Genomic DNA, 18,862 nt, shown 5'->3' with positions numbered 1-18,862 from the left:
CCTATTGCAGAACCAGATTGGTGAACAGTACCGATTCAATGACCGATTTCCCGAGCTCCTGTTCCATCAGTTCCTGCACCGCAAGGGTAGCCTGGGCGCGCAATGCCTCCTTGCCTTCAGCCGTCATCAGGGTTTCAAATTCCGCGCTGCTGAACAGCATGACCAGTCGATTGCGGATCAACGGAAGATGTTCGGCCGCGGCTGCCATCGCTTCCGGATCACGCCCCATCAGTACTACGTTGGCCTGCATATAACGCTGCCGACCGCCATGAGCATAGTTCACGGTAAAAGCGGGTTCCAACGGCTGATACAATGCCGGCAGCTTGACAGCTTCCTGACTGACGGCAGCGGTGCTGTCGTCCTTGTTCGCCAGCAACGCATAAGCGACTCCGCCGACAGAAAGCAGCAATGCTGCCAGACCGATGCAGATCAGCATCAGCTGTTTGCGCTTGTTGGATGGCGCCGCTTCCACAGCCCCTGCCTGATTCTTTGCCATGACAAAATTCCGTCGCCAGATGCGGGCCAAGCCCGTTTATATGAGTATGTGCATTGATCATGCCAGAAAAGCCGTGCTCGCAGCCGTTGGCCGCAGATGCCCGGCTAGGATAAAGCCATGGGTGGGAAATGTCTTATATTCAACGTATTTCAGCAGGCAAAATCATCGCAGCCCAGCGTCAGATGTAATAATCCACCAGCCGCTGCACCGGCGACCATTGTGTCGTGAGCGCCGGCTGCTCAAGTACGTCGTCTTTGTTCCCGACACTCAGGGTACTGCGGTCCTGCGCCTGCGCGGCAGATCGCTCAGCCGATTGACCATCACCCTGGCGCGACTGTTCGCCTGCTGAACGATCCGCCACGGTAACCTCCGCCTGCTCCATCCCCTGCTGGCCGAACATGTCACGCAGCCGATGCATCTGGGCTTCCAGCGCTTCACGCACGGATGGGTTCTGGCTGACAAACTGGACCTGCAACTCCTGACCGCGCTGCTGGATGTGGATTTCCAGCGGGCCCAGCTCGGCGGGGTCCAACTGAATCTCAACGCTGCGCAGGTTCTGGCTGGACATCCACATGACTTTCTCGACCATCGCTTCGCCCCAGCTTGGCTGACCGAAGGGCACGCCCATGGCTTGCGTCGGCGCTGCTACCGGGCGCGCGGTCAATGCTGCGGCAGCGGCACTGTAGGATCCCGGTCGCGCCAGGCCATCAATCGCATCGGTTTCTCCGCTGCCGCGGTTGGTGCTGGCCCGTTCCAGCTGCTCCGCCAGCTTGCCGAGCATGGCTGAAGGCAATGCCTGACTGTCAGCATGGGTGCCAGCGGCGCGCTGCAGCGCAGCGGAGAAATCCTGCTGGACGTTCTGCTGGGCATTGGCGGTCTGGCGTGACGGTCGGTTCAGATCATTGGTGAGCGGCTGCTCCCGGCTGGCCGGCTGTCGGTCCAGCTGCTCCCTGGCTGACAGTTCACGACCGCCCTGCCCGCTGTCCATGTCCGGATCAGCCGTCTCGCCATCGACGGTCACTTGCATGCCGCCAACTGCCTCGCGGCCACCCAAGGTATGTGTAGTTGTTCCCGCTGCTGCGGATGCCTGCGGCTGTCCCGCGTTCGGGCTGGCCGACTCCTGCAACCACTGCATCCATTGCCCGATGACACCGAGCGCACTCTCGCCGGTCTGCTCAGCTGCGTCATCATCCAACGGCAAGTGCTCCAGCCAATCCTGCAGCTGTGGCGGCAAGGTCTTGCCGTCTGCGGCAAGCGCAGCCTGCTCCAGAGCATCCCGCTGTTCCGGGTTCAGCTGGTTCAATGCCGACTCCAGCTCCGCTGGCAGTTGTTCGGCCAACAGCCCGGCGAAGTCCCCCTGACTGTCTGCAGGCGAGGCAGCACGGACATTGTCGACCCTGGCGGCTGACCGCACATCGGTACTCATCAGAGCCATCAAAGGCTGGCTGGCAGACATCGGGCACTCTCCATGAAGACGCAAATAGACGTTTGATACATGGATATAGCAAAGTCCGGGCCATAAACGCAGTGAGTGATCAGTTCGGGCAGGTCAACTGGGGCCTGATGCGCAGACAGAGGCGGTCGATCAGGTCGCAGACGTGAGCCGCAGTGATCGAGTCGGCATTCGCTGCCGCCTCTTCGGCTTGCTGACAAGCCTGAAGCAGAGCCAGCGCGCCCATATTGCCGCAACTGCCCTTGAAGCTGTGGGCGGCCTGGCGGAAGCTTTCCCAATTGTGGCGGTCGAGACTCTCATGCAACTGGCATAGTCGCCGGTCGGTGTCCTGCAGAAAGGTTTGCAACAATACACCGTAGTCATCCTGCATCAGGTCACGGAGCATGGTCTGTACATCCGGATCGAGATCGGAAAGTCGTTCAGGCATGGGGGTATCCGATAAAAGAAGCCAAGGGATCAAGCGCACAAAGGGGGGCGCGGCACGCGGCAGGAGTATGCCCAAGCCGCCAGGTAAAGACTACGCTCGACAGGTTACCCTTTTATGGAATTGCCAACTGGCTCACATATTGAACACATGCTTCAATCGGGTTGCCGGCGATGGGCGAAGGCGCGTTGAGTCAGTTCATCCAGCAACTTCTGTTCCTGTTTGTCGGCTCGAGTCCGGGCCTCTTCTCGATAGCCGGCAATCAACTTGCGCAGGGCTTCGACCCGTTGATAGCGTTGGCGCCAGGTGTCCCGCGCGCGCTCCAGACTCTGCTGATGCCAGCCCAAGGTCTGCTTCTGCTGCTCGATGGCTGTCTGCATCTGCGCCATGAAGGCCTGATAGTTGATCAGCCACTCACGCCCGACCCCTTCCCCGCCGCGCTGGGTCCAGCCCTTGGCATACTCGCCGCTGTAATGCTCCAGATCACGCAAGCGGGCTGACGCATCATCAAGCTGCTTCTGACATTCACCGAGCATGCCAGCGGCCTTCTTTTCTTCTTCCAGCGCCAGATCCAGCACGGGCGCCATGCGCCGCACACGGCTGTCACTCATTGATCAGCTGCTCCATGGCAGCGCGGCTATCGGTCAGATTGAAGCTCTCACGCAGGCCCTGGCGCAGAAAGCCCTGAATGCCGGGAATCCTGGCGATGGCTTTGTCGGTCATCGGGTCGGAGCCAGCCGCATAGGCACCCACGCTGATCAGGTCACGATTCTGTTGGTAGCGGGCATACAACTGCTTGAGCAGCTGAGCCTGCTGCAGATGCTCCGGCGGCACTATCTGCGGCATGGCGCGGCTGATCGACGCTTCGATATCAATTGCCGGATAATGCCCTTCCTCGGCGAGTCGCCGCGACAGCACCACGTGACCGTCGAGGATGGCCCGCGAGGCGTCGGCAATCGGATCCTGCTGGTCGTCACCTTCGGACAGCACGGTGTAGAACGCCGTAATCGAACCACCGCCCTCCTCCGCATTACCGGCACGTTCGACCAGTGCCGGTAATTTGGCGAATACCGACGGCGGATAACCCTTGGTCGCCGGCGGCTCGCCGATGGCCAAGGCAATCTCGCGCTGAGCCTGGGCAAAGCGGGTCAGCGAATCCATCAACAGCAAGACGTTCTTGCCCCTGTCACGGAAATACTCGGCCACCCGCGTGCAATACATGGCTGCGCGCAGGCGCATCAAGGGCGCATCATCCGCCGGCGAGGCAACCACCACCGAGCGCGCCATGCCTTCCTCGCCAAGAATCTGTTCGATGAACTCCTTGACCTCACGGCCCCGCTCGCCGATCAGACCAACAATGGTGATATCCGCCTCGGTAAAACGCGTCATCATGCCCAGCAATACGCTCTTGCCCACGCCACTGCCGGCGAACAGACCGAGACGCTGGCCGCGACCGACAGTGAGCATGCTGTTGATCGAGCGAATACCCACATCCAGTGGCTCTTCGATGGGATGACGTTTGAGCGGGTTGATTACCGGGCCGTTGAGGTCGACCCAGTCTTCGCATTTAAAGGCGCCTTTGCCGTCCAACGGACGACCGATACCGTCGAGCACCCGCCCCAGCATGTCGCCGCCCATCGGCAACTTGCCGCCACCAGCAGACGGTACCACCCGCGCTCCTGGCTGCAGGCCCTGCATACGATCCACCGGCATCAGGTAGATCTTGCTGCCGGCAAAGCCCATCACTTCGGCTTCGACCCGGGTTTCGCCCTGGGGTGTTTCGTTGATCACCACACAACGGCTGCCGACCGGTGCCTGCAGGCCTTCGGCCTCCAGCGTCAGACCGACCATGCGGATCAGCCGGCCTTCGACCACCGGTGCGGCGGGCAATTCGGCAGCGACTGCATAGCGGGAGAGACGACGGGCAAAACTGATGCGCTCAGGATTGCCCACTGTCAGCCTCCGCAACACCAGCATCAATGATCAGGTCGGCCTCAGGAGGATGCGCGCGCTGTTCGCGCTGTTGTTCGTAGAGTTGTTCGATGATCTGCTGCAGACGGGTCTCGCGGCTGGCATCCACCTGGCTATGCTCGGTCTCGAGACGACAGCCGCCGGGGAGCAACTGATCGTCTTCAAGCAGGCGCCAGTTTTCCTCATGGCGCTCACGGATGTGCTTCACCGCTTCGAAATCGGCGGGATTGAGGTAGATGCGAATGTTGTCGGCACCCATCGGCAGCGCCTTGAGCGCCCCGCGCAGCACCTGCGCAATCTGGCTGGAGTCGCTCTGCAGCTCGCGCTGTATGACTTGGCGCACCATGCTTTCCAATAGCTGCAGAAGCATGTCTTCGATCTGCTCATCCTGCTGTTTCATCGGCTCCAGCAGTTGGGCCATGACAGCTTCCAGCTCGGCCAGCCGGGCATCCGTACGGGTCTTGGCTTCCTGCTGGGCCTTCAACTGACCGGAATGGAAGCCGTCGCGTTCACCGGTGGCAAAACCTTCGTTATAGGCTTCGGCGCGAATTTGTTCGAGCTCCTCGACGGTGAAGGGTTTGACCTCCGGCTCGTCGGGCGGCTCGTCCGCAACCGGAGCTTGCGGCTCCGGCTCCAGCACCTGGTCCGGTTCGGCGACATCGCGGGGGACATGATGCGGCGCCTCATCGAAACTGGGCATATCCCAGAGGTTGAAAGCCTGCAACTGATCCGCGCGAATCAGCTCGCTGTCCTTTTTCTCGGTCATTTTCTGTCACCTCTGCATCCGCGCAGTGCAGGACTTCGTCAGATCATTTCCTCGGAACCCTTGCCACCGAGCACGATTTCTCCGGCGTCGGCCATACGGCGGGCAATGGCGAGCACTTCCTTCTGCGCCGCTTCCACTTCGCTGATACGCACCGGGCCCTTGGCCTCGAGGTCGTCCTGCAGCAGTTCCGAGGCACGTTTGGACATGTTGCGGAAGATCTTGTCCTTGATCATTTCGTCGGCGCCCTTGAGCGCAATGACCAGTACATCGGTCGATACCTCGCGCAGCAGCGTCTGGATACCGCGATCATCCACATCCGCCAGGTTGTCGAACACGAACATCAGATCCTCGATCTTGTTCGACAGATCCTCATCCATATCCCGGATGGATTCTATCAGCTGCGCTTCGGCGCCGCTCTCCAGATAATTCATGATGTCAGCGGTGCGCTTGATCCCGCCCATGTTGGCGCGGGTGGTATTGGAGTTGCCGGCGAACTGTTTTTCGAGAATCTCGTTGAGTTCCTTGAGCGCCGAGGGCTGCACTGTATTAAGCGCAGCCACGCGCAACAGCACGTCCAACCGCACCTTGTGATCAAAATAGCCGATGACTTCGGCAGCCATGTCCGGATCCAGATAGGCCACCACGATCGCCTGAATCTGCGGATGTTCATAACGGATAACATCAGCCACAGCACGCGGCTCCATCCATTTCAGGCTGTCCAGTCCCGAAGTGCTGCCACCCATCAGAATACGATCGACCAGGCTGTTGGCCTTGTCTTCTCCCAAGGCCTGCGTGAGCATGGTGCGGATGTAGCCGTCGGCACCGACACCGAGGCCGGTCTGATCACCAGCCACTTCGATAAAGTCCGCCATCACCTGCTGCACATGGTCACGCTGCACGGTACGCAACCCGGCCATGGCACTGCCGACCCGCTGTACTTCCTTCGGGCCCATGTGACGCAGTACGGCAGCAGCATCAGACTCGCCCAGGCTCAGCAGAAAGATCGCCGCCTTGTCGAGTTTACTGAGTTTCTGGGTACGCTTGGCTTCTTCACTCATCTGCATTGATCCATTCTTTGACTACCTGCGCTACCCGACCCGGATCTTCCGCCAGCAGGCCCTTGATTGCATTGAGCTGCTGCTCGTAGCCGGCACTCGGTGGCGGCAGCAGTGCCGGCCCGCTGGTCGGTCCGGACAGGCTGACGGTATCGTCACGCAAGTCATCCGCCAATAATCCGGCATCACTCAAGGCCGGGTAGTCCGCACCCTCGGCGACCGCATTGCGATTACCGCCACTGAGGCTTTTCAGTACCGGCCGCAGCACGCCGAACACCAGCACCAGTATGAACAGAATGCCCAGCGCCTGCTTGGCGATGTCCCAGAACCAGGGTTGGGTCCAGAACGGTATCTCCGGCAGTTCGGCGGCCTCGCCAGCAGGCATGAAGGCACTGTTGACCACGCTGACACTGTCACCGCGGGTCGCATCGTAGCCCACAGCGTTACGCACAAGCTGAGTCAGGCTGGTCAACTCGGCTTCGCTCAGCGGCACACTGGTCGTCTCGCCGGTTTCAGCGTTGACCTGCTGATGATTGTCCACAACCACCGCCACGGACAGACGATTCAACCGGCCCTGCTGCTGCCGGGTATAGCTGATCTGCCGGTCCAGCTCATAGTTGCGCGTCGCCTGCTCTCTCGAATCACGCGGCGGTGCGACAACGATCGGTTCGCCGGTTTCGGGGTCGATGACCTGTTCTGGCACCTGCGTAACACCCGGCGGCTGGTTGCTCAAGGCACCCGGGATACCCTGCGGCGACTGACCGCTGGCGCGCTGCTCGGATACCACCTGCTCACTGCGCAGTGAGGACTCGGGATTGAAATTTTCGGAGGTGGACTCCATGGTGCTGAAATCCACATCAGCGGAGACCTCCGCCTTGTAATTGCCGGTACCCAGCACCGGCTGCAGGATATTGTGCACCCGGCGGGTATAGGTGTCCTCGAGGCGCCGGGTATGGTCAAACTGGCGACCGGCAATGGTCAGCTCGTTCAATTCGTTTTGATCGGAAAGCAAGTTGCCGTGCTGATCGACCACGGTGACCTGATCCTTGTTCAGCTCGGGCACACTGGTCGCCACCAGATTGACGATGGCCATGACCTGGGCGGGCTCCAATTTGCGACCCGCATACATCTCAAGCAGCACCGAGGCACTGGGCTTGCGATCATCGCGCACGAATACCGTGGAGCGTGGCATGGCGATATGCACCCGCGCCGCCTTGACGTTGTACAGGCTGGAAATGGTCCGCGCCATTTCGCCTTCCAGACCACGGCGATACTGGGTGGCCTCCATGAACTGACTGGTGCCCAAGCCTTTCTCGCGGTCGAGAATCTCGAACCCCAGATTGCCGTCACCCTGAATAACCCCGGCACTGGCCAGGCGCAGTCGTGCGTCAGCCAGATCGTCCGCCTGTACCAATAGCGCGCCACTGCTGGGCTCGACCTTGTAACGGATACGGCTCTGCTGCAGCACCTCGATCACCTGCGTGGCATCGAGGTTATCCATACTGCCGTACAGCGGCCGGTATTCCGGCTGCTGCGACCAGAGCACCACCGCAAAACCAATCGCCACACTGGCAGCCAGACCAACCAACAAGGCAAACTGACGCAGCATCGGCAGCTGCGCCAGATTATCCAGAAAACCCAGTCCCATGAAGGGCTTGCGCACAGTATCGGCAGCCGGGTCAGGTCGAGTGGCGGGGGTATTCGGGGTGCTCGCAGCATCCATCAATCAAATCCTCGATCAAACATAACAGCAGGCTGAATCAAATAGGCATCTTCATGATGTCTTCGTACGCGGTGATCAACTTGTTGCGTACCTGGGTCATGGCCTGAAAGGCAACGCTGGACTTCTGCGAGGCGACCATCACCTCCGCCAAGTCGATACCCGGCACGCCTTTTTCATAACCGGTCTGCAGTTCGCTGGTAGTCTGCTGCAGCTCATTGACGCGATTGACTGCCTGTTGCAAGAGGTCATCGAATGCCGGCGCCTTGACATCCTGCGGTGCAGTCGGCGCCACCGGCTGCGGACGGCTCATCGCCTCCACCTGCATGGAACGCATCTGCAACATCAGACGATTGAACTCAACACCCTGCGTCATGACTCATTCTCCAGGCCGTAAATATTTTGACGGCAAGATCAGCTTTGCAGAGTTGATAGCAATATTGATGCCAGATTGGAGTTTCAGCAGCAGAAATTGATGCTCGCCACGACCGCGCTCCCTCTTCTGAAAGAGGGAGCGGGAAGTTTGGGCTGGCCGGCCGTGACAGGGTGCGGGTTACTGCGTGGTGCCGGAGCCTGCGCCGGTAGCCGGGTCGGTTACTTCACCGCTATCGGTGCCGTATTCGGTGCCCAGGCCGGTGCCGCTGTCAGCTGGTGGTTCAGCGGTGGTGTTGTTGGGGTCCATCGGATCATTGGTCGGATCGGTTGGGGTGCCGTATTCCTCGGTCTGCGGCGCGGTGTTGGTTTCGGGGAAGGTGGGTTCTTCATCATCACCACAGCCGGCAAGCAGCAGGGTGAACAGGGGTACGCAAAGATAGGTCAGTCGCATGGCAGTTCTCCAAAACGGGGGTCGTCTCTGTTTACGACAGGATTGCCGGCCCCAGGTGCCATATTTCAATAATGCGATCTGTGATGACGCCGACGGCGCAGCAGCCAGATCACCAGCAAAATCACCACAACCACGCCCACCAGCAGGCCAATGCGCACCAACAGCAACAGGTCGGGCTGCCCGTCAGCCGTGGCCGTGCCTTCGCGCAATGCGGCTACCTGATCGACCGTCACTTCAGCCTCGGGGTTGCCATACATGTCGGTCAGGTAGTTGCTGAGGGTGGTTATCTGTTGATCCGACAGTTCATGGGCGAAGCCGGGCATATGCACCTCGTGCCCTTCGGCTACCCAATGAATACCACCGAGGATCACCAACGCCAGATTGTTGGTCTGGGTGCGGCCGGTGGCGGTGTTGTTGAACAACGCCGGCATGACGCCATCGGGCGTACCCTGCGCCGCCGCTTGGTGACAGGCGGCGCAATAGGCGTCGAACAGTTGCGGACCGCTCAGCTGATCACGGTCGTCCGGCCAGTCGATACCACGCACCTCAGCCAGCTTATCGCCCTCCCCGCCCCAGGTGTGCACGGCCTGCACCACCTCGCCCGCTTCCGCTGCCGGCAGGCTTTTCAGGTACACAGCCATAGCGTGCAGGTCCTGATCGGTGACATAGCGCAAACTGTGATCAACCGCTTCGGCCATCGGCCCGGAGGCCTGGCTTTTGGCGATGCTGCCGGTCTTCATGTACTGAACGATTTCCTCGCTACTCCAGTCGCCGATACCGGTCTCCGGGTTAGGCGTGATATCCGGCGCCGCCCAGGCGCCGACCGCGCCGCCAGCCAAGGCCCGATCATTATCCTCGGCCATCAGCAGGTTACGTGGCGTGTGGCAGGTGCCACAGTGAGTGAGACCTTCCACCAGATAGGCGCCCCGGTTCCATTCCTCGCTCTGGGATGGATCGGGCGTGAAGGGTTGATCATCCAGGAACAACAGATTCCAGGCAGACATGGACAAGCGGATATTGAAGGGAAATGGCAGTTCGGTGGCGGGCGGTCGCTGCTCGACCGGCTCGACTTCATTCATGAACCATTCATACATCGCCGCGATGTCTTCATCCGACACCTTGGCGTAGGCGGTATAGGGCATGGCCGGGTAGAGACGCTTGCCATCGGCCCGAATGCCCTGGCGGACGGCGGCATCGAACTGTTCGAGACTGTAGTTGCCGATACCAGCGCTGGTCGACGGCGTGATGTTGGTGGCAATGATATCGCCGATCGGTGTCGGTAATCTGACCCCGCCAGCGAAGGGCTCCCCGCCGGGTACCGTATGGCATGCAACGCAATCGCCAAGGATGCTTACATATTCGCCATGGCTCATCGATTCATTGTCCGCGGGGGCTGCTGTCAGCGCCTGGCTGGCGGCGATCAGCACACCGCCGAGCAACTGACAGACACGCTGTTTCGGCACTATCCTGATCGTCATGACCCTGTCCTCTCGGCCGCCGCCGCGGGTTCGCGCGCAATGGTCGGGTCGGGCAGCATCGCGTCGACCGAGCGCAAGGCCACCGCCACCGCCGTCAAGGTGGAGTTACAGGTACCGGCGGTCGGCAGCACGCCGGTGCCGACCAGAAACAGATTCTCGTGGTCATGGGTGCGCCCCCAGCCGTCACAGACCGATACCGCTGGATCATCTCCCATGCTCACGGTGCCGCAGATATGCTGGTTATTGGCGAAGTAGTCATCCGCAGTGAAACGCAGATTACTGCCCCCCATCAGCTCGGCTATCCGGGTGAAATGCTGTTTTGCGTCCTGGGCGCCGCCACGGGTATAGGCATCGATAGCGTAATGCACCTGGGGGCGCGGCAGACCCAAGGCATCCTTGCGTTCGCTCAGGGCAATGCGGTTGTCCGGAACGGGCAGCACTTCGAGGACGGTTTTCACGCTCATTTCATGGGCCGCGCTGTAACGCAGCCGCCGCTCGAATTCGGGACCGTAGACGCCCTCTTTCAATAGCCGCTGGGTGGTGCTGTCGACCCGCGAGATATTGGTGAAGTCCAGCCGGTAGGCGGAATACTCCGAACGAAAGGCGCCGTCGCGCAGGGCACTGATGGAACTCGGGCTCTGCGGTCCCCGGCCGAGCCAGATTTCCTCATCGGCGTCGAAGGTCAGCGAGGTGCTGGGGTGATCCATCAGATACCGACCGACCATATCGGTACTGTTGGCGATGCCGTTGGGGAAGCGGTCGCTGGTGGACATGAGCAGCAGCCGCGGCGTTTCAATGCCGTTGGCGGCGACGATAAAGGTCTTGCCGGTAATGCGATGGCTGTTCTTGTCAGGATCGTAATAATGAGCGGCGACGATCCTGTCCTGCTCGTCGTGCTCCAGGTTGTAGACCACCGCGCTGCTGATCAGCCTTACCCCGGCAGCTTCTGCTGCCGCCACCGAGATACCGCCGTGGTACTGCGCGTCGACCGGACAGATCGGCTGACAGTTGTTGCTGCCACAGCAGGCCGGACGACCGCCGAAGGTGCGGCTGTTACGCGCCACCGGGTTGTTGGCCACCGCATAGGTGCCGGTCAGCCGCTCGCGAATGCGACGCATGGCCCAGGGCTCGGCGACGGGCTCCAACGGATAAGGCTGGCTGCGCGGCGATTCGGGATGCTCCTCCCCTGCCGCCGCCACGCCCATCAACTCCTCGGCCCATTGATAGTAGGGATCGAGTTCGTCATAAGTGAAAGGCCAGTCAACGCCGACGTCATACAGGCTGGCCATGCGCAGGTCATTGGGAACGTAGCGCCAGGCCAGCGCCGCCCAATGCCAGGTGGTGCCGCCGACCATGCGGATGTATTCCGCGGGATAGGGATAAGGCCCGGCCTGCACCAGATACTCATTGTCCTCCGGTCGGTAAACCGGATGGGGCGCCCATGGCGAGAAGGGATAGGGCGACATCCAGTCACCGCGCCGTGGGGAATTGCGGAAGTTGGCCAGCAATTCGGCTCGACCGACCCGCGGCCCGGCTTCCAGCATGATCACCGACGCGCCCCGCTGCGCCAGTACCAGAGCCGTCAGCGCGCCGCAGATACCGGAGCCGACGACCACAAAATCAGCAGACAACTGTTCGGACACGGGGCGCTCCTCAGCTTGGCTTATTGGCCCAACTGCCGTAGCCGCCATAGCAGTAGCTGGGTGGCTTGAGTACGTCACTGACGGCCTCGGCATTGAGCGCATGTTCGTAGGCAAACACCTTTACCCGGTCGCCGACATCGACCATGCCCAGAAACCAGGCAGTGGCGATTTTGCGCGGCACACCCGCCAGTTCGGGATGGTTTTCGTCCAGGGTTGCCTGCAATTGCATGGGATCGATCTGCTGCTGGTTGATCAGCGTCAGCAGAGCGGTGACGGCGGAAGGAAAGTCGGGATCGGTTGCGGCCAGGGCATCGTAGTAGCGCATCGCCAGATCGTTATCCAGCGATTGTCGGCCGGCGACCAGTGCGGATAGGGCAAGAAAATTACCGCGATCGGTATCCGGCGCCGATTGCGCCACCGCCCAGGGAATCAGCGACGCCGTGTAGGCAGTCAGCAGCCCACCAAGAATTACCCGTCGAGAGATCTGCGGAGCACCGTCTGGCACCGGCTCGGGTGCTCCGTTGTTTTCCTGCGAAACTGACGACATGGCTGGCACTCACTTTGAGGTCACCATGTCAGCGTAGTCAAAAAGCTCTGTTTCGCCATATTCAGAACAAGGATATCGGAGCAGAGGTACACCCGGGGCGGGCCTCCTACAGGAAACCGAGCCTGAACCAATTCTAGGAGGGGCGCCTCGCCGCGACGGCGTGCGAAGCGCCCCCCGGAAGTTCGGTGCCCGCCGTGGGACGAAACGATAACCCTCACCGCGCCCAGGCGACTCTTTCTCCTTCAGGGATTCATCGAATCAAACACGCCCTTTTCCCGGTCCGCTGCTTCGGCGCGCAGCTTGATCAGTTGCTTGATCTTGCGGTGTGGGAAAACATAGAACTGATCCTTTTCCACCGCCTTGAGGGTCATTTCGGCGATATCGGCTGCCGGGATGCGGCCATGCTCGACGGCGTATTTCAACGCGGCGGCGCGCTTGAGCGAGACTTCGCTCTTCTCGACGGTGTCGGCCTTGTCCGCCGGACGGTTGCGGTCAGACTGGTGGATGCCGGTGGGGAAGAAGGCCGGGCACAGCACGGTCACGCCGACATTGGCCTGGGCGTCGCGCAGGTCCAGCGCCAGGGTTTCGGAGATGGCTACCACCGAGGTCTTGCTGACGTTGTAGATCCCGCTGCTCGGGCCATTCAGCCAGCCGGCGGCGGATGCGGTATTGATGATATGGCCTTCATTCTGCTCGATCAGCATCGGAGTAAATGCCTTGATGCCCCAGACCACACCGTACAGATTGACGCCGAGTACCCAGTCCCAGTCATGCTCCGTGCTCTGCCAGATCGGTCCGTTGACGCTCACGCCAGCGTTGTTGAAGATCAGGTGCGCAGCACCAAAGCGGCTCTTGCTCAGCGCTGCCAATTCCTGAACCTGCTCCAGCCTGGATACATCCAGACGCATGGTGATTCCTTCGGTGCCCGGGTGCGTCTCTTCAACCAGACGCAAGGTCTCCTGCATGCCGGCTTCGTCCACATCACCCAATACCAGCTTCATGCCACGTGCTGCGCAGCACAATGCCAGTTCGCGACCCAGGCCGCTGCCGCCACCGGTGATCACTGCTACCTTGTTGTTAAAGTCCTGCATACCTGAGTTCCCCTGTTGGTGCGCTGGTTGAAAGTACGCAGCGCGATTTACCCGATGCACGGAGCATGCCGCGCGCAGGACGCTGCCGCCAGCGCTATGCGCCCGGTTGATCGGAGGCCAGTAATCCGGTTTATAAAAGAGCGCAGCTCTGAGGGCGTAGCGCGCCTGCCTCGCTGCCACACCCAGTTGTCGTACCATCGGAGCCGCGACGTCGTACCTGCATCCTCGAGCTGAGGTGGGAGTTGACCGCTGGTGAACACTATCGAGTGACGGCGTACCGGCTGGGCTGGAATCCGTTCGGCTGGCTCGAGAACGACTCCGGCGAACAGCTGGTGCGCGCCGAGGTAATACGCTGCGGGCTTTAGGAACCAAACATACTTGTGCATAGCAGTTTGCCCGCCCGCTCGGTTCCAGTAAACTTGCGCCACGCCTCGCCCAGCCTCGACCACTGAGCGGGAGTCTTCCGCTATTGAACCGGAGCATCACATGTCGACTTTTCGCCGCCCACTGGCCATCCTGGCCGGTGCTTGCTTGACCCTTGCCGCCAGTTTTTTGCCTGCCCACGCCGAAACCAAGGTACTGCGCGTGTCCGCCATTCCTGATGAAGCACCTACCGAACTGCTGCGCAAATTCGAACCGCTGGGCGCCTATCTGCAGCAGGAGCTGGGCATGGAAGTGAAATTCCAGGCGGTATCCGACTACGCCGGTGTGGTTGAAGCGCTGGGCGCTGGCCGGCTGGATATGGCCTGGCTGGGCGGTTTCACCTTCGTCCAGGCACGACTGCGCACCGGTGATGCCATCCCCTTGGTGCAGCGCGAGCAGGATGAAGTGTTCACCAGCACCTTCATCACCGCCGATCCCCAGATCAATGATCACAAGGACCTGCAAGGCAAGAGCTTCGCTTTCGGCTCGGTGTCCTCGACCTCCGGTCACCTGATGCCGCGCTACTTTCTGATGCAGAACGGTATCAGCCCGGATGAAGACTTCAGCCGCGTCGGCTTTTCCGGTGCCCATGACGCCACCGTCGCCTGGGTTGAAGCCGGCCGCGTGGACGCGGGCGTACTGAACACGTCGGTGTGGGACAAACTGGTCGAGGAACACAAGGTGAATACCGACAAGGTGCGTGTCTACAGCACCACACCGACCTACTTCGACTACAACTGGACAGTACGCGGTGACCTGGATGCCCAACTGGTACAGGATATAAAAGCCGCCTTCCTCAAACTGGACCCGGAAAACCCCGAGCACAAGGCGATCCTGGACCTGCAGCGAGCTTCGCGCTTTGTTGAAACCACCGCCGACAACTACAAGGGCATCGAAGAGGCTGCCCGTTCCGCCGGCCTGCTGCAGTGAGCCTACGGCTTGAAGGCGTGGGGCTGACCCACGCCAATGGTTTTCAAGCCCTGCACGACATCGATCTGAGCATTACCCAAGGCGAACGGGTCGCCATCATCGGCCCGTCCGGTGCGGGCAAGACCAGTTTGTTGCGGCTGCTGGGTACCGGTCTTGAGGCCAGCGCCGGGCAGTTGCAATTGCTGAACGGCAATCCTGCTGTACTCAGAGGTCGCGCCCTGCGCCGGCTGCGCAGTCGCATCGGCCTGATTCACCAGAGCCCACCCTTGCCGCCGCGCCAGCGGGTGGTCACGGCGGTGCTGGCGGGCCGGCTGGGTCAATGGTCTCTGCTGCGCTCACTGATCTCCCTGTGCTATCCACTGGATGCCGCCGGTGCCCGCGCCGCACTGGAACCACTGGATATGCAGGACAAGCTGTTCACTCGCTGCGATCAGCTATCCGGCGGCCAGTTGCAACGCGTCGGCATCGCTCGGGTACTGTATCAACGCGCCGATCTGTTGCTGGCCGACGAACCGGTATCGGCCATGGACCCGGTCTTGGCCGACCATACCCTGAACCTGCTGGGCAAGGTCGCGGCCGAGCGCGGCATCAGCCTGGTTGCCAGCCTGCACGCGGTGGATCTGGCACTGCGGCATTTCCCCCGGATCATTGGTCTGCGCGCCGGCCAGGTGCTGTTCGATCTGCCGGCGGAACGCGTCACTCAGGCGGAACTGGATCAGCTGTACAACAATGACAGCTTCAGCGAGTCTGTCATGGACGCAGATCCAGAATCGGTACTGCCAACGGTTTCGGCAAAGGCGCCACGCCGATGCACCTGAGCATCACCCGTCCCAGGATGTCTGCCAGCTCACGTGATCCGGCCGCCCTGCCGCGGTTACTGCTGAGCGTCCTGGCCCTGCTGTTGCTCTGGCCCGGCCTGGTACTGACCGAGTTCAACCCGGCAACGCTGGTTGATCCGCGCAACATCGATATCTTCTCGCGTTTTCTGGCCGGCTTCTGGCCACCGGACTTGTCCTCGAGCTTTCTCGCCCTGCTTGGCAAGGCCACCCTGGAAACCCTGGCCATGGCCACCGCTGGGCTTGCCTTGGCACTGCTGCTGGCGGTACCCCTGAGCCTGATTTCCACTCAGGCATTATCAATATCGGCGTTGTCGCGGGGACAGCCGAGCCGTCTCGGCCAGCTGCTGCGCTATCCGGCGCGCCTGTTGTTGATCGTCCTGCGCAGCATTCCGGAAATCGTCTGGGCCCTGCTGTTCGTGCGCGCGGTGGGTCTGGGGCCGACCGCCGGTGTATTGGCCATCGCCATTACCTACAGCGGCATGCTTGGCAAGGTTTATGCGGAAATCTACGAGTCAGTGGATCGCCAGCCAGCCCTGGCACTGTTGCAAGCCGGCAGTTCACGGCTGGCGGCATTTTTCTATGGCATTCTGCCCGCCGCGGCCCAGGAGCTGACCTCCTACACGCTGTACCGCTGGGAATGCGCCATCCGCGCCTCGGTGATCATGGGCTTTGTCGGTGCCGGCGGGCTCGGCCAGATGATCGACCTGTCGATCCGCATGTTTGCCGGCGGCGAGGTGGTGACCATCCTGCTGACCTTCCTGATGCTGGTACTTGCCGCTGATCAACTCAGCAACCTGCTGCGGCGGAGGCTGGCATGAAGCGTCATCTGGAGGTTCTGTTGTGGGGCGGTCTGCTGCTGGCGGCGCTGGTCGCATCATTCAGCTGGTTGAAGCTGGATCTGGCCGCACTGTTCAGGGGTGACAGCCTGGAGCAGATGAACAGCTATGCACGCTCGTTCTTCCCGCCGGACAGCTCCCCCGGTTGGCTACGCCAGATTTTTCACGGCGCTCTGGAAACCCTGGCCATTTCTGCCATCGGCACCCTGCTGGCAGCACTGGCCGGCGCCGCACTGAGCCTGTTGGCGGCCGGACGGCTGGGCGCCGTGGCCAAGATGCTCGCTCGCCTGCTGCTCAATGCCCTGCGCTCGGTCCCGGAACTGGTCTGGGCCGCGCTCATGGTGCTGGCAGCCGGCCTCGGCCCCTTCGCCGGCACCCTGGCGCTGGCATTGCACACCACCGGCGTATTGGGCCGATTGTTTGCCGAAGCGCTGGAAAACACCCCGCCCAGCCCGACCCGTGCTCTGCGTGATGCTGGCGCCGGTCCGGTCGCAGCATTCTGCTACGGCACCCTGCCAGGGGTATTGGCGCAATGGCTGAGTTACACCCTGTACCGCTGGGAAAACAATATCCGCATGGCCGCGGTGCTGGGCTTTGTCGGTGCCGGCGGACTGGGCCAGATGCTCTACGTCACCCTCAGCCTGTTCCAGCAATCGAGAGCTTCGAGCGTGATTCTGGCGATGCTGGTGATGGTGCTGCTGGTCGATGCGCTGAGCGCCTGGCTGCGACGGCGCTGGGGGTAATACCCTACCGCCCGTTCAATCCCGCTCCTGCACCAACACCCACGGCCTGATCACCACGGCCCACAGGGTATCAGGATTGCGCTCCAGCCAATCCGCTGCCTGTTCGTCGGTCGCCACTGCCACCTGGTTCTGCGCCATCCAGCTCTGTACTTTCTCGCTGTCATCGTCAATGAACGCCTGAGCGACCGCCACCAGATCCAGTACCCGGTCGACTACCAACAATTCGCCCCGGGCAAAGTGCCGCTCCAGAGCATTCCATTCGATCTGGGCGGTGGCGCCGAGAATGGCGGCGTAGGTTTCGCTTGGCGCGGACATGATTTTCTACCTCATGGAAAATGATGCTGCGCATGGTAACCATCACAGCGCCATATGCAATATCCAGTTGCGATATGCACGGCGGTATGGCCAGACGGCATCGCCTCCGCTACAGTTCAAATACAACTCCAATAAAACAGTGAGCAACTGGCATGAAAAAGACACATCGCAAAGTCCTTTCTCAGTTCGTGGCAGTCACCGCCCTGGCGGGTATCAGCAGCCTGACGCTGGCCGCCGAGACTATCAGAATAGCGCTCGCCGGCCCGGTCACAGGTGCCGTCGCGCAGTATGGTGATATGCAGTTCACCGGCGCCAATATGGCAATCGACATGATCAACAAGGCTGGCGGCGTTAACGGCAGCCAGTTGGAAGGCGTGGTCTTCGATGATGCCTGCGATCCGAAACAGGCGGTCGCGGTAGCCAACCGCATTGTCAACGATGGCATCAGCTTCGTGGTCGGCCATCTCTGCTCCAGTTCCACTCAGCCCGCCACGGATATCTACGAGGACGAAGGCATTCTGATGGTCACACCTGCGGCGACCAGCCCGGATATCACCAGCCGGGGTTATGAACTGATCTTCCGCACCATCGGCCTGGACAGCCTGCAGGGCCCGACCGCCGGTAAGTTCATCGTTGAGAACATCAAGCCGGAAAAAGTAGCGGTCATTCATGACAAGCAGCAATATGGCGAAGGTATTGCCACCGCCGTACGCGGCGTGCTGACCGAGGCAGGTATCGACGTGCCGATCTTTGACGGCATCACCGCTGGCGACAAGGACTTTTCCGCACTGATTGCACGTCTGCGTCAAGCGCAGGTGGACTTCGTCTACTTTGGCGGTTATCACCCCGAGCTCGGATTGATTCTACGCCAGGCCAGAGAGCAAGGGCTCAACGTCAAGTTCATGGGACCGGAAGGCGTCGGTAACAGTGATATCAGCGCGATCGCCGGTGCGGCCGCCGAGGGCATGCTGGTGACCCTGCCCAAGGCCTTCGACGAAGACCCGGCAAACGCTCCTCTTGTCGAAGCGTTCAAGGAACGCAAGCAGGACCCGCGCGGCCCCTTCGTCTTCCCCTCCTACGCTGCGGTACAGGTGATTGCCGATGGCATCCGCCTGGCTGAGAGCACCGACCCCTTCGACGTCGCCGAGGCTTTGCGCAACAATACCTTCGACACCCCCACCGGCAAGCTGGCCTTTGATGAAAAGGGCGATTTGAAAGACTTCAATTTCGTTGTCTATGAGTGGCACGAAGACGGTACCAAGACCGCACTGAGCAAGTAACGTAGTTCGGGGTCGGCGGCAATCGC

Annotated in this window: 20 protein-coding genes; 5 read left to right on the top strand and 15 right to left on the bottom strand. The window is 61.1% G+C overall.

The genetic code is table 11. The features are described from left to right. Position 1: 1 nt before the first annotated feature. The 14 genes from BLU11_RS03865 to BLU11_RS19190 form a co-directional block, all read right to left on the bottom strand. Positions 2–496, bottom strand: a complete 495-nt coding sequence (locus tag BLU11_RS03865) for a flagellar basal body-associated FliL family protein (protein WP_090272128.1) — start codon at positions 494–496, stop codon at positions 2–4. 178 nt (positions 497–674) lie between these two features. After that, positions 675–1,952, bottom strand: coding sequence for a flagellar hook-length control protein FliK (locus BLU11_RS03860; protein ID WP_157718543.1), 1,278 nt, complete (start codon positions 1,950–1,952; stop codon positions 675–677). A gap of 79 nt (positions 1,953–2,031) precedes the next feature. After that, the gene (locus BLU11_RS03855) at positions 2,032–2,376 is read right to left on the bottom strand and encodes an Hpt domain-containing protein (RefSeq protein WP_090272127.1); all 345 of its coding nucleotides are present in this window, start codon (positions 2,374–2,376) and stop codon (positions 2,032–2,034) included. A 152-nt stretch (positions 2,377–2,528) separates the two neighbouring features. Continuing rightward, positions 2,529–2,984 carry a flagellar export protein FliJ gene (gene fliJ, locus BLU11_RS03850; RefSeq protein WP_090272126.1) on the bottom strand — a complete coding sequence of 152 codons (456 nt, stop codon included), beginning with the start codon at positions 2,982–2,984 and terminating at the stop codon, positions 2,529–2,531. Continuing rightward, on the bottom strand, positions 2,977–4,326 hold the full coding sequence (gene fliI / locus BLU11_RS03845) for a flagellar protein export ATPase FliI (protein ID WP_231702267.1): 1,350 nt from the start codon (positions 4,324–4,326) through the stop codon (positions 2,977–2,979). Before fliI ends, fliJ begins: the two co-directional genes overlap by 8 nt. Further along, positions 4,313–5,110: a flagellar assembly protein FliH gene (gene fliH, locus BLU11_RS03840; RefSeq protein ID WP_090272124.1), complete on the bottom strand. Its 798-nt coding sequence runs from the start codon at positions 5,108–5,110 to the stop codon at positions 4,313–4,315. Before fliH ends, fliI begins: the two co-directional genes overlap by 14 nt. Before the next feature lie 38 nt (positions 5,111–5,148). Then, entirely contained in the window at positions 5,149–6,168 is a 1,020-nt protein-coding gene (fliG, locus tag BLU11_RS03835) for a flagellar motor switch protein FliG (RefSeq protein WP_090272123.1), read from the bottom strand. Then, the gene (fliF, locus tag BLU11_RS03830; RefSeq protein WP_090272122.1) at positions 6,161–7,888 is read right to left on the bottom strand and encodes a flagellar basal-body MS-ring/collar protein FliF; all 1,728 of its coding nucleotides are present in this window, start codon (positions 7,886–7,888) and stop codon (positions 6,161–6,163) included. The genes fliG and fliF overlap by 8 nt, the downstream gene beginning before the upstream one ends. Before the next feature lie 37 nt (positions 7,889–7,925). Beyond that, on the bottom strand, positions 7,926–8,261 hold the full coding sequence (gene fliE / locus BLU11_RS03825) for a flagellar hook-basal body complex protein FliE (RefSeq protein WP_090272121.1): 336 nt from the start codon (positions 8,259–8,261) through the stop codon (positions 7,926–7,928). 177 nt (positions 8,262–8,438) lie between these two features. Beyond that, positions 8,439–8,711: a hypothetical protein gene (locus tag BLU11_RS03820; RefSeq protein ID WP_090272120.1), complete on the bottom strand. Its 273-nt coding sequence runs from the start codon at positions 8,709–8,711 to the stop codon at positions 8,439–8,441. Between the two features lie 65 nt (positions 8,712–8,776). Further along, on the bottom strand, positions 8,777–10,189 hold the full coding sequence (locus BLU11_RS03815; protein ID WP_090272119.1) for a c-type cytochrome: 1,413 nt from the start codon (positions 10,187–10,189) through the stop codon (positions 8,777–8,779). Then, a complete protein-coding gene (locus BLU11_RS03810) occupies positions 10,186–11,832 on the bottom strand; it encodes a GMC family oxidoreductase (RefSeq protein ID WP_090272118.1) in 1,647 nt (548 codons plus the stop codon). The genes BLU11_RS03815 and BLU11_RS03810 overlap by 4 nt, the downstream gene beginning before the upstream one ends. 10 nt (positions 11,833–11,842) lie before the next feature. Further along, positions 11,843–12,379 carry a sugar dehydrogenase complex small subunit gene (locus tag BLU11_RS03805; RefSeq protein WP_090272117.1) on the bottom strand — a complete coding sequence of 179 codons (537 nt, stop codon included), beginning with the start codon at positions 12,377–12,379 and terminating at the stop codon, positions 11,843–11,845. A 242-nt stretch (positions 12,380–12,621) separates the two neighbouring features. Then, positions 12,622–13,470, bottom strand: a complete 849-nt coding sequence (locus tag BLU11_RS19190; protein ID WP_157718541.1) for an SDR family NAD(P)-dependent oxidoreductase — start codon at positions 13,468–13,470, stop codon at positions 12,622–12,624. A gap of 486 nt (positions 13,471–13,956) precedes the next feature. Between BLU11_RS19190 and BLU11_RS03795 the strand changes: the two genes are divergently transcribed. The 4 genes from BLU11_RS03795 to phnE are packed head-to-tail and all read left to right on the top strand — an operon-like array spanning position 13,957 to position 17,241. Further along, positions 13,957–14,823 (top strand): putative selenate ABC transporter substrate-binding protein, encoded by an 867-nt coding sequence (locus BLU11_RS03795; protein ID WP_090272115.1) that lies wholly within the window; start codon positions 13,957–13,959, stop codon positions 14,821–14,823. Beyond that, positions 14,820–15,641, top strand: coding sequence for a phosphonate ABC transporter ATP-binding protein (locus BLU11_RS03790; protein WP_090272114.1), 822 nt, complete (start codon positions 14,820–14,822; stop codon positions 15,639–15,641). Before BLU11_RS03795 ends, BLU11_RS03790 begins: the two co-directional genes overlap by 4 nt. A gap of 17 nt (positions 15,642–15,658) precedes the next feature. Next, on the top strand, positions 15,659–16,480 hold the full coding sequence (locus tag BLU11_RS03785; RefSeq protein WP_090276218.1) for a PhnE/PtxC family ABC transporter permease: 822 nt from the start codon (positions 15,659–15,661) through the stop codon (positions 16,478–16,480). Beyond that, positions 16,477–17,241 (top strand): phosphonate ABC transporter, permease protein PhnE, encoded by a 765-nt coding sequence (gene phnE, locus BLU11_RS03780; protein ID WP_090272113.1) that lies wholly within the window; start codon positions 16,477–16,479, stop codon positions 17,239–17,241. Before BLU11_RS03785 ends, phnE begins: the two co-directional genes overlap by 4 nt. 15 nt (positions 17,242–17,256) lie before the next feature. On the opposite strand, the gene BLU11_RS03775 is transcribed toward phnE, so the two are convergent. Next, positions 17,257–17,556: a DUF2288 domain-containing protein gene (locus BLU11_RS03775; protein WP_407920222.1), complete on the bottom strand. Its 300-nt coding sequence runs from the start codon at positions 17,554–17,556 to the stop codon at positions 17,257–17,259. Positions 17,557–17,708: 152 nt separating this feature from the next. Between BLU11_RS03775 and BLU11_RS03770 the strand changes: the two genes are divergently transcribed. Beyond that, positions 17,709–18,836 (top strand): branched-chain amino acid ABC transporter substrate-binding protein, encoded by a 1,128-nt coding sequence (locus BLU11_RS03770; protein ID WP_090272111.1) that lies wholly within the window; start codon positions 17,709–17,711, stop codon positions 18,834–18,836. The last annotated feature ends 26 nt before the right edge of the window (positions 18,837–18,862 follow it).

The sequence above is a fragment of the Halopseudomonas litoralis genome, assembly GCF_900105005.1.
In the GTDB taxonomy this organism is placed as follows: Bacteria; Pseudomonadota; Gammaproteobacteria; order Pseudomonadales; family Pseudomonadaceae; genus Halopseudomonas; species Halopseudomonas litoralis.
Note: the sequence above shows the minus strand (reverse complement) of the source record. Positions and strands in the feature narration are given on the sequence as shown.

Bases quoted from the DNA above. Each gene is read 5' to 3' on its own strand.
- BLU11_RS03865 (WP_090272128.1), bottom strand. From the start codon at position 496: ATGGCAAAGAATCAGGCAGGGGCTGTGGAAGCGGCGCCATCCAACAAG.
- BLU11_RS03860 (WP_157718543.1), bottom strand. From the start codon at position 1,952: ATGTCTGCCAGCCAGCCTTTGATGGCTCTGATGAGTACCGATGTGCGG.
- BLU11_RS03855 (WP_090272127.1), bottom strand. From the start codon at position 2,376: ATGCCTGAACGACTTTCCGATCTCGATCCGGATGTACAGACCATGCTC.
- fliJ (WP_090272126.1), bottom strand. From the start codon at position 2,984: ATGAGTGACAGCCGTGTGCGGCGCATGGCGCCCGTGCTGGATCTGGCG.
- fliH (WP_090272124.1), bottom strand. From the start codon at position 5,110: ATGACCGAGAAAAAGGACAGCGAGCTGATTCGCGCGGATCAGTTGCAG.
- fliG (WP_090272123.1), bottom strand. From the start codon at position 6,168: ATGAGTGAAGAAGCCAAGCGTACCCAGAAACTCAGTAAACTCGACAAG.
- fliF (WP_090272122.1), bottom strand. From the start codon at position 7,888: ATGGATGCTGCGAGCACCCCGAATACCCCCGCCACTCGACCTGACCCG.
- fliE (WP_090272121.1), bottom strand. From the start codon at position 8,261: ATGACGCAGGGTGTTGAGTTCAATCGTCTGATGTTGCAGATGCGTTCC.
- BLU11_RS03820 (WP_090272120.1), bottom strand. From the start codon at position 8,711: ATGCGACTGACCTATCTTTGCGTACCCCTGTTCACCCTGCTGCTTGCC.
- BLU11_RS03815 (WP_090272119.1), bottom strand. From the start codon at position 10,189: ATGACGATCAGGATAGTGCCGAAACAGCGTGTCTGTCAGTTGCTCGGC.
- BLU11_RS03805 (WP_090272117.1), bottom strand. From the start codon at position 12,379: ATGTCGTCAGTTTCGCAGGAAAACAACGGAGCACCCGAGCCGGTGCCA.
- BLU11_RS19190 (WP_157718541.1), bottom strand. From the start codon at position 13,470: ATGCAGGACTTTAACAACAAGGTAGCAGTGATCACCGGTGGCGGCAGC.
- BLU11_RS03795 (WP_090272115.1), top strand. From the start codon at position 13,957: ATGTCGACTTTTCGCCGCCCACTGGCCATCCTGGCCGGTGCTTGCTTG.
- BLU11_RS03785 (WP_090276218.1), top strand. From the start codon at position 15,659: ATGTCTGCCAGCTCACGTGATCCGGCCGCCCTGCCGCGGTTACTGCTG.
- phnE (WP_090272113.1), top strand. From the start codon at position 16,477: ATGAAGCGTCATCTGGAGGTTCTGTTGTGGGGCGGTCTGCTGCTGGCG.
- BLU11_RS03775 (WP_407920222.1), bottom strand. From the start codon at position 17,556: ATGTCCGCGCCAAGCGAAACCTACGCCGCCATTCTCGGCGCCACCGCC.
- BLU11_RS03770 (WP_090272111.1), top strand. From the start codon at position 17,709: ATGAAAAAGACACATCGCAAAGTCCTTTCTCAGTTCGTGGCAGTCACC.